The sequence below is a fragment of the Streptosporangium sp. G11 genome (assembly GCF_051192615.1).
Taxonomy (GTDB): Bacteria; Actinomycetota; Actinomycetes; order Streptosporangiales; family Streptosporangiaceae; genus Streptosporangium.
Window position 1 is genome coordinate 1 of the sequence record NZ_JBPJUQ010000062.1, and the last position, 14,459, is coordinate 14,459.

Consider the following 14,459-nt stretch of genomic DNA (forward strand, 5'->3'; position numbering starts at 1 on the left):
GCGTTCCAGTACGGATAATTCAACAACACCACATCACCCGGACGCAGATTCTCCCGCCCCACATACTCCACACCCTTGCGCAGTGAGAAGTCGTTGGCGCCGAGGAAGAAGGTGAGCCCGGTGGCCTCGGCGATCAGCCGCAGGTCCGCGTCGTACATCGACATGCCGAAGTCGTGGACCTCGTAGATGACCGGGTTGAACGACGTGCGGATCAGCGTGGCCCGCATCTCCTCCGCTGCCGCGAGCAGGTAACTGCGCACCACCTCGGCGGTCGCGCCGTCCAACCGAGCGCCCTCCGAACGAACGCCCTCCGAATGAGCCTCCTCCGGACGAGCAGGGCCCGGACGCGCCTCCTCCGGCTGAGCCCTGTCCGGGCGCCCGTCGTCCTGTCCTCCACCGTCCAGCCGCTCCGTCATGACGCCGCCTCCACAAGCCGTACCAGCAGGTAGCCGTGCTCCTCGACCTCGACGCGCTGTCCCGAGGGGACCACCGTGGTCGAGGTGCCCTCGTCGACCAGGGCGGGCCCGTCGAACGCGTCGCCGGGCTCCAGCAGCGCGCGGTCGTAGACGGCGAACGACGCCGTGGCGCGGGTGCCGAAGTCGTAGGCGTCCCTGCGGGCGAGCAGCGCCCGGCTCGCGTCGCCGTCGCCCGGCGGGCGCGCCACCAGCTCGGGCCTGTCGGTGCGGCCGATGCCGCGCACCCGCAGGTTGAGGACCTGCACCCGGTTGTCCATGGCGTGCCCGTACCGCGCCGCGTGGGTCTCCTCGAACGCCCGCCTGATCGCGTCGCGGTCGAGGTCGCGGCCGGCGGTGACGATGAGCGAGTGCTCCTGCCCCAGATAGCGCAGCTCGAACTGGCGCTCGAGGACCATGCGCCCGGCCGGGACCCGCTGCGCCTCCAGGGAGGCGACCGCCTCGGCCTCGACGCCCTTGAACACCGTCTCCAGCCCGTCGAGGTCGGCGTCGTCCAGGGTGGCCATCACCGTACGGGAGAAGTCGTCGACGATGTCGGCGCTGAGCATGCCCCAGGCGGAGAAGCCCGACGGCGCGAACGGCACGATGACCTCGCCGATGCCCATCTCCGCCGCGAGCAGCGGGGCGAGCAGCGGCCCGGCCCCGCCGAACGCGAGCAGCGAGAAGCCGCGAGGGTCGTGTCCCCGCTCGACCGTGATCTGCCGGACGGCGCCGACGGTCCTGGCCAGCAGCACGTCGAAGACGCCCGCCGCCGCGGCCTCCGGGCTGAGTCCGAGGGGTCCCGCCACCTGCTCGTCGAGCGCCGCGCGGGCGGCGTCGGCCCGCAGCTCCATGGTCCCGGACAGGAAGCGGTCCGGGTCCACGTAGCCGAGGACGACCGCCGCGTCCGTGACGGTGGGACGGGTGCCGCCCCGGCCGTAACACACCGGGCCGGGGTCGGCACCCGCACTCTGCGGCCCCACCTTCAGCAATCCCCGCTCCAACCACGCGATCGAGCCCCCTCCGGCGCCGATCGTGCGGATGTCGTAGGTGGGGATCAGCAGCGGGAAGTGCTCCAGCTGCGCCTCGTAGGCGGCCACCGGGGAGCCGTGCTCGATCACGCACGCGTCCAGGGAGGTACCGCCGATGTCGAAGGTCAGAAGGTCCCGGCGACCGAGGGCGGCGGCGATGTGCGCCGCGCCCACGATGCCGCCCGCCGGGCCCGACAGCACGGTGTGCGTCGGGGAGGTCTTGGCCACGGCGGAGGTCATGGAACCGCCGCCGGACCTCATGATCAGGAATCGCCCGTCGAACCCGCGCTCGGCCAGCCCGCGCTCCAGCCGGTCCACGTACCTCTCGAAGATCGGCCGGATGTAGGCGTCGAGGACGGTCGTGCTGGTCCGCTCGTACTCGCGGTACTCCCTGACGATGTCGGTGGAGACCGAGACCGTCACCTTCGGGTACGCCTCGCGGATGATCCGGGCGGCCTCCCGTTCGTGGGAGGGGTCGAGGAAGGAGTGCAGGAAGCAGACGGCGATCGACACCACGCCCCCCTCCTCGACGAGGACGCGGGCGGCCTCCCTGACACCGGCGGCGTCGAGCTCCTCCACCACCCGGCCCCGGTGGTCGAGCCGCCCCCGCACCCCGGCGGTGTGGCGTCGCAGCACGAGGCTCTCTGGCCGCTCGTACTGGAAGTCGTACATGTGGTCGGCGGGCACGTTGCCCCTGCCGATCAGGAAGATGTCGCGGAAGCCGTCGTTGGTGATGATCCCGGTGGGCTCGCCGCGCCGCTCCAGGACGGCGTTGAGGCCGAGGGTGGTGCCGTGGATGAACAGCTCCACCTCCGACAGGTCGGTGCCGAGCGCGGTGACCGCGTCGAGCACGCCCTCCCAGGGGCGGGCCGGGGTGGTCGAGGCCTTCCTGAAGCGCACCTCGTGGGTGCGCGTGTCCAGCTCCATCGCGTCGACGAAGGTGCCGCCGATGTCGACGGCCAGCCGGATGTGCTTGGGGTCGGGCATTGCGGGTGTCACCTTTCGATCAGCGCGGGGATCTCGGCGGCGCGGTGGCAGGCGACTAGGCTCGCGCCGTACGGGCGGAGTTCCTGCTCCCGTTCCCGGCACTCGCCGGTCGCGAAGGGGCAGCGCGGCGCGAGGGCACAGCCCTCGGCGGCGTCCGCCTCCTCCAGGTCCTTGGTCAGCTCGACCCGCGGGCCGCCGTACCCGGCGCCGAGGCTGGGGGCGCTGGACAGCAGCGCCCGGGTGTAGGGGTGCCGGGGGGCGCCGAAGACCTCTTCCACCGGCCCCTCCTCGACGACACGTCCCAGGTAGAGGACCACGACGCGGTCACAGAACCCTCGGACGGTGGCCAGGTCGTGGGAGATGAAGACCGTGCCGCGCGAGCGGTCGCCGCTCACCTCGGCGATCACCTTCAGGATCTGCGCCTGCACGGTGACGTCGAGCGCCGAGGTCGGCTCGTCGAAGACGATCAGGTCGGGATCGCCGACGAGCGCGCGGGCGATGCCGACGCGCTGCGCCTGCCCGCCGGACAGCTCGTGCGGGCGCCGCCCGAGGATCGACGGGTCCAGCTCCATCCGCTCCAGGACGCGGGCGACGCGCGACGCGCGCTCGGCGGCGGGCACCCCGGCGGCGCGCAGCGGCTCGCCGATCGCGTCCTCCACGGTCCGCCGGGGGCTGAGCGACCCGACGGGGTCCTGGAAGACCAGCTGGGCCCGGGTGCGCAGGCGGCGCAGCTCCCGGCCGCGCAGTTCGGAGAGCGCCCGCCCGGCCACCTCGACCTTCCCCCGGGAGGGCGGTACCAGCCCGAGCATCAGCCTGGCCAGCGTGCTCTTGCCGCAGCCGCTCTCCCCGACGACGCCCAGGGTCTCGCCCGCGGCGACGCCGAGGCTGACCCCGCGCAGGGCGTGGTGGCCCCCGCCGCCGAAGCGGGCGCGGTAGACGACGTGCGCGTCCTCGATGCGCAGCACCTCCCCGCCCGTCCCGGCCGGGGAACCCGCCTCCGCGCCGGACGAGGCGTCCGTACGCGTGGACGGGGCCGTACGGGCGGGCGGCTCCGCGTCCACGGGCACCGTCTCCGCGGGGAGCGACCGCGACGACGGGCCGGCGGGACCGGCGAAGGGTTCAAAGGAACCGGCGAGGGGACCGGAGGGACCGGCAAGGGGCTCGGAGGAATCGGCGGCACCGGCGGGGAGTCCGGCGGGATCGGTGAGGGGGCCGGAGCGGGGATGGAAGCAGGCCGCGCTCCAGTCGGAGGCCAGGGCCTCGGCGAGCGGAGGCTCCGTCACGCACAGCTTCGTCGCGTGGGCGCAGCGCGGCGCGAACGGGCAGGAGGACGGCGCCTCCGCCAGGAGCGGCATCGCGCCGGGGGTGGCGGTCACCGGGCGCCCGTCGATGTCGGGCACCGATCGCAGCAGCGCCCGCGTGTAGGGGTGGGCGGGCTCGTCGAGCACCTGCGGTCCGGGACCGCTCTCCACCACCGTCCCCGCGTAGAGCACCACGACGCGGTCGCAGACCTCCGCGATGGAGGCGAGGTCGTGGGAGATCAGCAGGACGCCGCGCCGCTCGGCGTTCGCGGTGAGCCGGAAGCGGTTGAGGATCTCCCGGGTGAGCGTCACGTCCAGCCCAGTGGTGGGCTCGTCGGCGATCAGCAGGCCGGGGGCGCACCCGGTGGCCAGCGAGATCATGACGCGCTGCGCCATGCCGCCGGAGAGCTCGTGCGGGTAGGCGTCCAGGCGGCGCCTCGGGCTGCGGATGCCGACCGACTCGAACAGCTCGGCGGCGACCTCCCTGGCGGGGGCGGGGGCCAGCGCCCGGTGGGTGACCAGCCGGTCGACGAGCTGGCGGCCGACGGTCCTGGTGGGGCTGAGCGCGCCGCGCGGGTTCTGGAAGCAGATCGCGGCACCGCGCCCCCGGAAGGACTCCAGCTCGGCGGCGCCCATCGTCAGCACGTCGGCGCCGTCGAACAGGACCCGCCCGGTCGTACGGGAGCCGCCGGGCAGCAGGCCCACGATCGAACGGGCCACCATGCTCTTGCCTCCGCCGCTCTCGCCGACCAGGCCGACCACCTCACCGGGCTCGACGCTCAGGTTCACCCCGCTCAGCGCGGCGACCCGGCGTCCGGGACGGCGGATCACGACGGAGAGGTCCTCGATCGACAGAAGTGTCATCGTCCGTCACCTCCTCGTGGAGTCGGCGCGTTCCTGCAGGCCCTCGCCGAGAAGGCTGAAGCCCAGAACGCAGATCAGAAGGAAGAGGCCGGGCGGTACCGAGGTCCACCACCGGCCGGCGACGACGTCGCCGGTACCGAGGCTGATCATGGCGCCCCACTCGGCGGTGGGCACCGGCACGCCGAGCCCGAGGAAGGACAGCCCGGCCAGCGTGAGCATCGCCCAGCCGCAGTTCAGCGGGGCGATGACACGCACCGGCGTCAGGCTGTTGGGCAGTACGTGCCGCCAGAGCACCCCCCAGAAGGAGGAGCCGGAGGTGCGGGACGCCTCCACGAAGGGCAGTTCCCTGATGGAGCGCACCTCGGCCCGCACCAGCCGGGCGTACGCGGGCGCGTTCACCAGCGCGATCACCGCGACCAGGTTCGCGGTCCCGCCGCCGAGCAGCGCGGCCACCGCCAGGGCGAGGATGAAGGTGGGGAACGCCTGGAAGACGTCGAGCACCCGCATCAGCACGTCGTCCGGCCAGCCGCCCCGGTACCCGGCGACCAGGCCGACGAGGCTGCCCGCGACCACGGCCAGGGCGACCGCGACGACCGCGATGCCGACGTCGAGCCTGGCGGCGTGCAGGACCCTGCTCCACACGTCCATGCCGTTGAGGTCGGTCCCCAGGAGGTGGGCGCCGCCGGGCGGGGCGAGGGACGCGAGGGGGTCGATCTCCTCGGGTCCCCACGCGCTCAGCAGCGGCGCGAACACGACCGCCACGGCGACCAGCACCAGGACGGCGGAACCGGCCGTGATCAGGGACGACGCGAAACGACGGTCCCCACCGGCCTCCCGGACGCGCTCCGTCATCAGATCCTCACTCTCGGGTCGAGGACCGCGTGGACGACGTCGGCGATGAGGAACACCACCACGTAGAACAGCGCGATCACGAGCACCGACGCCTGCACCACCGGGTAGTCCCGGTAGAGCAGGCCGCGCAGCGCCCACTGCCCGAAGCCCTGCCAGGAGAAGACGTACTCCACGAGGACGGTCGAGCCGATGGAGAAGCCGAACACCAGGGCCGCCAGCGCGGGGAGCCGCACCAGCGCGGCCCGCACCAGGTAGCCGCGGAGCAGCAGCCGCCCACCGAGCCCGTGCGCGGCGGCGGCCGCGTACGCCTCGGAGGCCAGCACCTCCAGCGCGGAGGCCCGGACGCTGCGCAGCAGCGGCGCGACGATGACGATGACGAGGGTGGCCACCGGCAGCACGAGGTGCTCCAGCGCGGAGACGAACGCGGGGCCGTTGGCCGTCAGCGCCGCGTCGAGCAGGTCGGCGCCGGTGATCAGGCTGAGGTCGGTGTCGGGGTCCACCCGGCCGCTGGGCGCCGGGAACCAGCCCAGAACGCTGTAGCCGACCAGGACCAGCACCAGGCCGAGCCAGAACTCCGGCACCGAGTTGCCGATGAGCGCCGCGACACGGACGGTGTGGTCGCCGAACCGGCCCGCGTTCCGCGCCGACCAGATGCCGAGCACCGTGGCCAGCGCCAGTGCCACGGCCAGCGCGATCACGACGAGCTCCATGGTCGGCCCGACGCGCACGGCCATCTCGGAGCCCACGGAGGCACCGCTCTGGATGGAGGTGCCGAAGTCACCGGTGAACAGTCCCCCGACGTAGTCGAGGAACTGCCGCCACAGGGGCTGGTCCAGCCCGAACCTGGCCCGCGCGGCGGCGGCGTCGGCCTCCGTGGCGTTGGGGCCGAGGATGGTGCGGATCGGGTCGCCCGGCAGGACCCTGACGAGGAGGAAGGTCAGGACGACCACCCCGAGGAGCACCGGGACGAGCTGGATCAGCCGCCTGAGGAGGAACCGGAGGATGCGCATGGATTACCCGGCGATGCTCAGGTAGCGCAGCCGGGCCAGACCGTCCATCGGCTGTACCCACCCCGCCACCTCTTCCCTGACGGGAAGGTTGAAGTTGGGCTGGCAGACGACGATCCACGGCACGTCCGCGGCCATGATCTCCTGCACGCGCAGCCAGAGCTTGGCGCGCTCGGCCTCGTCGACGACGGTGTGGGAGTCCTCGAAGATCTTCTCGATCTCGTCGTTGACGTAGTTGGAGTAGTTGAGGTTGGCACCCTTGGTGAAGCTGGTCCCGAGCATGTACTCCACGTCGTTGACCCAGAGCTGGCCCACGGTGATCTGCAGCGGGACGTTCTTCTTCGCCCTGCGCTCGGCGAGCGTGGCGGGGTCGAGCGGGGTGAGCTTGAGCTCGATGCCCGCCTTCCTGGCCTCGCTCTGCACGAGGACGGCGATCTGCTGCTGCTCCTCGCTGTCGGTCTGGAAGACCAGCTCGGAGGTGACCGAGGTCTTGCCCGCCCCGGCCAGCGTCTCCTTGGCCTTGGCGACGTCGTAGGCGTAGGGGTAGCCGGTCTCGGAGTAGCCGGGCATGTCCAGCGGGACGACGCTCTTGGCGGGCCGCGCGTCGCCGCCGTAGACGTTGGCGATGATCTGCTCGTACGGGACGGCGTGGGCGAGCGCCTTGCGTACCGCGGGGTCGTCGAAGGGCGCGGTGGTCACCGACATCTGGATGGCGACCTGGTTGTTGCTCGGCGCGGAGATGACCTTGATGCCCGGGGTGGTCTTGAGGTCCTTGATGTCGCGCTGGCCGATCCCGAAGGCGATGTCGATGTCGCCGTTCTGCAGCTGGAGGCGCTGGTTGGAGGCGGCGGGCACCACGGTGATCCTGATCTCGGAGCTCTTGGCGCCGTCGGCGCCGGGATAGCCGGTGTTGGCGGTGAGCACGATCTCCTGGCCCTGGACCGCCTTGCCCACGTTGAAGTAGCCGCCGGTCGGGGGGTTCTTGGCGAACCACTCCTTGGCCCAGGGGTCGTCGCCGGTGGCGTGCTTCTTGGCCTCCTCGGAGTCGAAGACGTACAGCGAGATGGCCTGGATCTGCCGGGTGAGGGCGCTGGGGAACGCCTGGGTGAACGTCACGGTGTAGTCGTCGACCACCTCGACCTGGTCTGCCTTGGTGAGCCCGATCAGCCGGTAGATCCCGGCGACGTTGGCCTTGGCGGCGAAGGCGCGGTCCTTGGACCACTTGACGTCCCTGGCGGTCATCTCGTTGCCGCTGGCGAACTTGACGCCCTTGCGCAGCTTGAGGGTCCAGACCTTGTTGTCGGCGTCGGGCTCGAAGGACTCGGCGAAGGTGGGGGCGATGGCCTCGGTGTCGAGGATCTGGCCGTCGCCGACCGAGGTGACCCCGTAGTCGACCATGTAGGGGAAGACGTTCTTGTAGAGCATCAGCGCGGTCAGGTCGAATCCGACGAAGTCCTGGTCCCAGCTGCTCAGGTAGCTCCCCACCGCGATCCGCAGCGACGAGGCGCGGGGGGCGGCGCTCCCGCCGGGCGCGGCGCTCGCCGCGGGGGTGCCGGAGCCGCCCGCCTTGGTACCCGCGGCGCACCCGGTCGCGAAGAGGAGGGCGACCCCACCCCCGAGCTGCAGGATCGAGCGACGGGACAGCGCGGGGGATCCCGGACCGTGGGGGTGAGAGAAACCGGGCATCGCAGTCCTCCAGGGGCCATGAGGGATAGGCCGCGAGGTGGGCGAATCGCTCCACTAACGGCCCACCCGACCTACATGTGCCGCTTGTTCTATCAGACCTGAGTTTAGTGAACAAGAGACCGACGCTTGTTCACCGCAAAACCCATGCTCAGGCAGATAACAGGGCAGCATGAAGATCGTGTTCAGTGGCCATGTTCACTGAATTTCACACGAACGACGCCCAGATGTGACCAGCGCTTCCTACCCTGTCGGCAGGGACGGCACACCGGAGTCCCGCCCGGACGCCGGGACGGCGAATCCACGCCCCGGCTGCGGGAAAACGGGCCTCACACCGGCCCTCGCACGGGCGGGCACAGCCGAGCACGAACGGGCACAGGCAAGGGGGCATGAGGGGGGAACAAGCAGGCGAGCACGAGCGGGCGGGCACGCATCGCCGCCGGACGACCCGGGCATGATTACATCGCTCAGGGCGGGCAGCACCTATGGGGGCGAGACGGGTCCGGCCGGAGCCGGGGTCTCGACCACAGTGCCGCCGAAACCCCGGCGGTACCGCCTGCGGGAGTGAGCCGATGTTCTCCGTACCTGTACTGCTCGTCGTGACCGCCACGGCGGTGATCGCGACGCTGGCCTGCGCGCTCGCCCTGGCGGCCGGGTCCGCCTGGCCGCTCTCCCTGCTCAGCGGCGTCGCGGCGGGCGCGGCCACCATCGCCCTGCTCTCCCGCCTGCTGGACGACAGCCACCGGATCCGTCCCTAGCGCTCCGGTGTTCACCGGACCCTCCCCACGTCACACCGCGAAGCGCTCCGGGACGGCGGCCGGCCGCCACCGCCCCTCCCTCCGCCTACGACGCGCACGGCTTCCGGTGCCCCGCCGAGCGGCGGGGCACCGGAAGCCGGTGGAGAACGGGTGGGATGCGGTGGATCAGAAGCCGCGCGCCAGGTGGTAGTAGGCCTGGTTCCAGCGGATCTCCTTGGCGAACTGGCGGGCGGTGGTGTCCGCGTCGATGACCAGCAGCTCGACGCCGAGCATGTCGGAGAGGTCGGTGAGCTCCTCGGTGGTCAGGGCGGACGACAGGGCGGTGTGGTGCGGGCCTCCGGCGGTCAGCCACGCCTCGGCGGAGGTGCTCAGGTTCGGGCGGGGCTTCCACACCGCGCGGGCGACGGGCAGGCTGGGCAGCGGCTCGGCGGGGGTGACCACGTCGATCTCGTTGGCCACCAGCCTGAACCGGTCTCCCATGTCGGACAGGCCGACCACCACCGCGGGTCCCGGTTCCGCGTCGAAGACCAGCCGGACGGGGTCCTCGCGCCCGCCGATGCTCAGCGGGTGGATCTCGCACGAGGGCACCCCGGCCGCGATCGTCGGGCAGACCTCCAGCATGTGCGCGCCCAGGATGACCTCCTGGCCGGGGGTCAGGTGGTAGGTGTAGTCCTCCATGAAGGAGGTGCCGCCCTCCAGCCCCTCCGCCATCACCTTCAGGGTGCGTACCAGCACCGAGGTCTTCCAGTCGCCCTCGCCGCCGAAGCCGTAGCCGTCGCCCATCAGCCGCTGCACCGCCAGCCCCGGCAGCTGCCGCAGCCCGCCGAGGTCCTCGAAGTTGGTGGTGAACGCGCCGAAGCCCCCCTCGGTGAGGAAGTGGCGCAGCCCCAGCTCGATGCGGGCGGCGTAGCGCAGGGAGTCGTGGCGCTCGCCTCCGGCGCGCAGCTCGGGGGCGACCTTGTAGGTGTCCTCGTACTCGGTGGTCAGGGTGTCCACGTCGCTGTCCGCCGCGGCGTCGACGGCGGCGACCAGGTCGTTGACACCGTAGGTGTTGACCGAGACGCCGAAGCGCAGCTGCGCCTCCACCTTGTCGCCCTCGGTGACCGCCACGTCGCGCATGTTGTCGCCGAAGCGGGCCAGCCGCAGCGAGCCCAGCTCCGCGCGCCCGGCCGCGGCCCGCGCCCACGCGCCGATACGCGCCGCCACCGCCGGGTCGCTCACGTGCCCGGCGACGGTCTTGCGCGCCACGCCCAGCCGGGACTGGATGTAACCGAACTCGCGGTCGCCGTGGGCGGCCTGGTTGAGGTTCATGAAGTCCATGTCGATGGAACTCCACGGCAGCGCCACGTTGGCCTGGGTGTGCAGGTGCAGCAGCGGCGTGCGCAGCGCGTCCAGCCCGGCGATCCACATCTTGGCCGGGGAGAAGGTGTGCATCCAGGCGATCACGCCGACGCAGGCGTCCGAGGCGTTGGCCTCCAGGCAGACCCGGCGGATCGACGCGGCGTCGGTCAGCACGGGCTTCCACACCACCCGGAACGCCAGCGCCTCGTCGAGCCGCTCGGCGATCTCCTGGGACTGCTCCGCCACCTGGGCGAGCGTGTCCTCGCCGTACAGGCCCTGGCTTCCGGTGAGAAACCAGATCTCACGCTCGTGGAGGGTCACCGCGGACTCCTTTGCCCGTAGACGTTCTGGTAGCGGTCGTACAAACTGTCGATGTCGGGCCCCGCGATCGGCAGCGGCTCGCCCAGCTGGCGGGCCACGTGCACGGTGCGGGCGACGTCCTCGCACATCACCGCGGCCTTGACGGCCGCGCGGGCGTCCGCGCCGATGGTGAAGACGCCGTGGTTGCGCATCAGGACCGCCGGGGAGCGGTGGCCGTCCAGGGTGGCGACGATTCCCTTGCCGATGTCGTCCCCGCCGATCAGCGCGAACGGCCCGACCGGGATCTCCCCGCCGAACTCGTCCGCCATGGCCGTCAGCACGCACGGGATGGACTCACCCCGCGCAGCCCAGGCGGAGGCGTACGTGGAGTGGGTGTGCACCACCCCGCCCACCCGCGGCATCGCCCGGTAGACGTACGCGTGCGCGGCGGTGTCGCTGGACGGCGACAGCTCGCCCTCGACCAGCTCGCCGTCGAGGTCGCACACCACGATCGACTCCGGGGTCAGGGCGTCGTAGGTCACCCCGGACGGCTTGATGACGAAGAGGTCCTCGCCGGGGACCCGGCCGGAGACGTTCCCCGCCGTCCAGGCGACGAGGTTGTAGCGGACCAGCTCCTGGTGGAGCGCGGACACCGTCTCCCGCAGCTTCTTGACGACGGCGCTCATCCGGCCGCCCCCGTTCCGTACGAGACCAGGTGCCCGGCCGTCCGCGTCGCCGGATGCCCGGCCGCCCGCGTGGCCGGGGGCGCTGTTCGCCCGATCAGATGTTCCTCGCGCCCGGTCACGCGCCCTCCTCGTTTGTCGACGTGCTCTTCTCGTTCCCGCCGGCCGGGGTGCTCGCCTCGTTGCGCAGGGCCCGCAGGCCGTGCAGCATCTCCCCACCGGCGAAGTGGTCGTGCAGGCGGCGGTACTCGGCGTACAGCCGGTCATAGGTGTCCGCGCGCCCGGCGTCGGGGATGTAGGCGGCCTCGCCGCGCCTGCCCATCGCGGCCGAGGCCGAGGTGATGTCGGGGTAGGCCCCGGCGGCGACCGCGGCGTGAATGGCCGACCCCAGGGCGCATCCCTGCTCGGAGCCGATGACCGAGATCGGGCGGCGCAGCACGTCCGAGTAGACCTGCATCAGGAAGCGGTTCCTGATCAGGCCTCCGGCGGCGACGAACTCGGTCACGGGCACCCCGGAGCTCTCGAAGGTCTCCACGATCGTGCGGGCGCCGAACGCGGTGGCCTCGATCAGCGCCCGGTAGGTGTCCTCGGGCCTCGTCGCGAGTGTCTGGCCGACGACCACGGCGGAGAGGTTGTGGTCGACCAGCACCGAGCGGTTGCCGTTGTGCCAGTCGAGTGCCACCAGGCCGTGCTGCCCGACCCGCTGCGCGGCGGCCAGCTCGGTGAGGAGCTCGTGCACGGTGAGCCCGCGCTCCTCCGCCTCGCGCTCGTAGGAGCCGGGCACCGAGGTCTCGACGAACCACCCGAAGATGTCGCCGACCCCCGACTGGCCGGCCTCGTAGCCCCACAGGCCGGGCACGATGCCGTCGCGCACCACCCCGCACATGCCGGGCACCTCGGCCAGGGCGTCGGAGGACATGACGTGGCAGGTGGAGGTGCCCATGATGGCGACCATCTGGCCGGGCCGCACCGCGTCGGCGGCGGCGGCCGTGACGTGGGCGTCGACGTTGCCGATCGAGATCGCGATGCCCTCGGGCAGCTTCGTCCACCCGGCGGCGCGGGCGTCCAGCCGCCCGGCGAGGCCGCCGAGGGGGGAGGGCTCCCCGCCGAGCTTGGCGGTGAATCCGGCGAAGGCGGGGTTGAGCTCGGCGAGGAACTCCACGGAGGGGTAGGCGCCGTCCTGGCGGATGGCCTTGTACCCGGCGGTGCACACGTTGCGCGTCTCCACGCCGGTGAGCTGCCAGACGATCCAGTCGGCGGCCTCGATCCAGCGTTCCGCGCGGCCGTAGACCTCCGGGTCCTCCTCCAGCACCTGCAGGCCCTTGGCGAACGCCCACTCCGAGGAGATCTTCCCTCCGTAGCGGGGCAGCCACGCCTCTCCCCTGCGGGCGGCGACGGCGTTGATCCGGTCGGCGTGCGGCTGCGCCGCGTGGTGCTTCCACAGCTTCGGCCACGCGTGCGGGCGGGAGGCGAGCCCGTCGACCTCGCACAGCGGGATGCCGTCGGCGGTGGCGGGCAGCACGGTGCAGGCGGTGAAGTCGGTCCCCAGGCCGATGACCTGCGACGGGGAGATCCCGGCCGCGGCGACCGCCTTGGGCACCGCCTGGCGGAGCACCTCCCGCCAGTCCTCCGGCGACTGCAGCGCCCAGTCGGGGCCCAGGCGCGCGGCGGTGCCCGGCAGCCGGTCCTCGATCACCCGGTGGGCGTACTCGTGCACGGCGGTGCCCATCTCGGCACCGTCGCCCACCCGCACCACCACGGCGCGGCCCGAGAGCGTACCGAAGTCGACACCGACCACGTAACGATCGTTGTTAGCGTTCACATTTTCTCCAGGACATCGGGACGGCGGGACCTCGATACATGGGACTCCGGCACGGGTGACCGCGCCGGATCCGCGGGGTTCAGGCGCGGTGCGGCGCGCCGGGGCGTCGCGGGCCCGGGCGCGGAACGGCGCCCGGCACCGGGAGCGGCGCCAGGCGCGGCCTCGTGCGCGGAGCGGTACGCGGACCCGGGCCCGGAGCCGCGCCCCGGACCGTGGGCGGGCCCACGTGCGAAACGGTACGCGACCCTAGGCGCGAAATGGAGCGGTACTGGCCCTGACCACGAACCGCGGCGGGACGACATGTCGCTCTTGGGACCATTCCGCTCCCGCCTCCATCTGCCTGAGCAGGACCTCGATGCTGTATTTCCCGACCGCCCCGAAGTCCTGCCTGATCGTGGTCAGCGGCGGGGTGAAGAACTCCGACTCGGGGATGTCGTCGAACCCCACGATGCTGATCTGCTCGGGCACCCGCACGCCCAGCTCGGCGAAGGCCCGCAGCGCCCCGAGCGCCATCTGGTCGTTGGCGACGAACACCGCGCTGACGCCCGACGTCGCCGCCAGGCGCAGCCCGGCCTCGTAGCCGGAGCGCGGGCTCCAGTCGCCGGACAGCAGCTCGGGGACCGGGCGGCCCGCGGCGGTCAGCACCTCGCGCCAGCCGTCGATCCGCCCGTCGGCCTCCAGCCAGTCCGACGGACCGGCGATGTGCCACACGGTCTCGTGACCGAGGTCGAGCAGGTGCCGGGTGGCCAGGCGGGCGCCCTGGATCTGGTCGACGCTGACCACCGACACGTCGCCCGTGTGGCTGCCCTCGACGGCCACGACGGGGATGTCGGTGGGCACGCCGGCCAGCGCGGGGGCGGCCGAACGCTGCGGCGCGACCACCACGATGCCGTCGACGGCCTGCTCGGCCAGGTAGCCGAGCGCGTCGCGCACGCCCGCGGTGTCGATGGTCTTGAGGCTGACCATGCTGACGAAGTAACCCGCCGCCCTGGCCGCCTGCTCGATGCCGTAGACCGTGCTGGCGGGCCCGTATAAGGTCGTGTCGAAGCTGACCACACCAAGGGTGCGCGTGTGTCTCGTCACCAGTGCCCGCGCGACCATGTTGCGCCGGTAGCCGAGCTCGTGGATCGCCGCCAGCACCCGGGCGCGCGTCTCGGCGCGGACGTTGGGATGATCGTTGAGCACGCGCGAGACCGTCTGGTGCGACACGCCGGCCCTCGTGGCGACGTCCGCCATCACCGGCGGACGGCGTTCGAGGCTCGGGCTCACGGTCGGCTCCTTCAGGTGGCTTGGGACAGACTGTGAGCGCTAACAACACCCCACGTCAAGCACCCCTGAGATTACGTTCTGATTACTCAGAGATCATCCGTTAACACCC

The 14,459-nt window shown here is 72.1% G+C and carries 11 protein-coding genes; 1 reads left to right on the forward strand and 10 read right to left on the reverse strand.

Translation table 11 applies throughout. From position 1 onward, the window contains the following. The 6 genes from ACSDR0_RS37990 to ACSDR0_RS38015 all read right to left on the reverse strand — a co-directional run. The coding region (locus tag ACSDR0_RS37990; protein WP_435293789.1) for a hydantoinase B/oxoprolinase family protein at nt 1-284 on the reverse strand (284 nt) is incomplete at its 3' end. A gap of 128 nt (nt 285-412) precedes the next feature. Then, complete coding sequence (locus ACSDR0_RS37995) at nt 413-2,470, reverse strand: hydantoinase/oxoprolinase family protein (protein ID WP_435293790.1); 2,058 nt, start codon at nt 2,468-2,470, stop codon at nt 413-415. Nucleotides 2,471-2,478: 8 nt separating this feature from the next. Continuing rightward, complete coding sequence (locus ACSDR0_RS38000; protein ID WP_435293791.1) at nt 2,479-4,635, reverse strand: dipeptide ABC transporter ATP-binding protein; 2,157 nt, start codon at nt 4,633-4,635, stop codon at nt 2,479-2,481. A gap of 6 nt (nt 4,636-4,641) precedes the next feature. Continuing rightward, nucleotides 4,642-5,487: an ABC transporter permease gene (locus ACSDR0_RS38005; protein ID WP_435293792.1), complete on the reverse strand. Its 846-nt coding sequence runs from the start codon at nt 5,485-5,487 to the stop codon at nt 4,642-4,644. Continuing rightward, nucleotides 5,487-6,497, reverse strand: coding sequence for an ABC transporter permease (locus ACSDR0_RS38010; protein WP_435293793.1), 1,011 nt, complete (start codon nt 6,495-6,497; stop codon nt 5,487-5,489). The genes ACSDR0_RS38005 and ACSDR0_RS38010 overlap by 1 nt, the downstream gene beginning before the upstream one ends. Nucleotides 6,498-6,500: 3 nt before the next feature. Continuing rightward, the gene (locus ACSDR0_RS38015) at nt 6,501-8,180 is read right to left on the reverse strand and encodes an ABC transporter substrate-binding protein (protein ID WP_435293794.1); all 1,680 of its coding nucleotides are present in this window, start codon (nt 8,178-8,180) and stop codon (nt 6,501-6,503) included. A 569-nt stretch (nt 8,181-8,749) separates the two neighbouring features. Between ACSDR0_RS38015 and ACSDR0_RS38020 the strand changes: the two genes are divergently transcribed. Next, a complete protein-coding gene (locus ACSDR0_RS38020; RefSeq protein WP_435293795.1) occupies nt 8,750-8,935 on the forward strand; it encodes a hypothetical protein in 186 nt (61 codons plus the stop codon). Nucleotides 8,936-9,100: 165 nt separating this feature from the next. Here the strand turns inward: ACSDR0_RS38020 and araA are convergent, their stop codons facing one another. The 4 genes from araA to ACSDR0_RS38040 all read right to left on the reverse strand — a co-directional run bounded on the left by araA (nt 9,101) and on the right by ACSDR0_RS38040 (nt 14,317). Continuing rightward, on the reverse strand, nt 9,101-10,597 hold the full coding sequence (gene araA, locus ACSDR0_RS38025; protein ID WP_435293796.1) for an L-arabinose isomerase: 1,497 nt from the start codon (nt 10,595-10,597) through the stop codon (nt 9,101-9,103). After that, complete coding sequence (locus ACSDR0_RS38030; protein ID WP_435293797.1) at nt 10,594-11,262, reverse strand: L-ribulose-5-phosphate 4-epimerase; 669 nt, start codon at nt 11,260-11,262, stop codon at nt 10,594-10,596. Before ACSDR0_RS38030 ends, araA begins: the two co-directional genes overlap by 4 nt. A gap of 115 nt (nt 11,263-11,377) precedes the next feature. After that, complete coding sequence (gene araB / locus ACSDR0_RS38035; protein ID WP_435293798.1) at nt 11,378-13,081, reverse strand: ribulokinase; 1,704 nt, start codon at nt 13,079-13,081, stop codon at nt 11,378-11,380. Nucleotides 13,082-13,327: 246 nt separating this feature from the next. Further along, nucleotides 13,328-14,317, reverse strand: a complete 990-nt coding sequence (locus tag ACSDR0_RS38040) for a LacI family DNA-binding transcriptional regulator (RefSeq protein ID WP_435293834.1) — start codon at nt 14,315-14,317, stop codon at nt 13,328-13,330. Between the last annotated feature and the right edge of the window lie 142 nt (nt 14,318-14,459).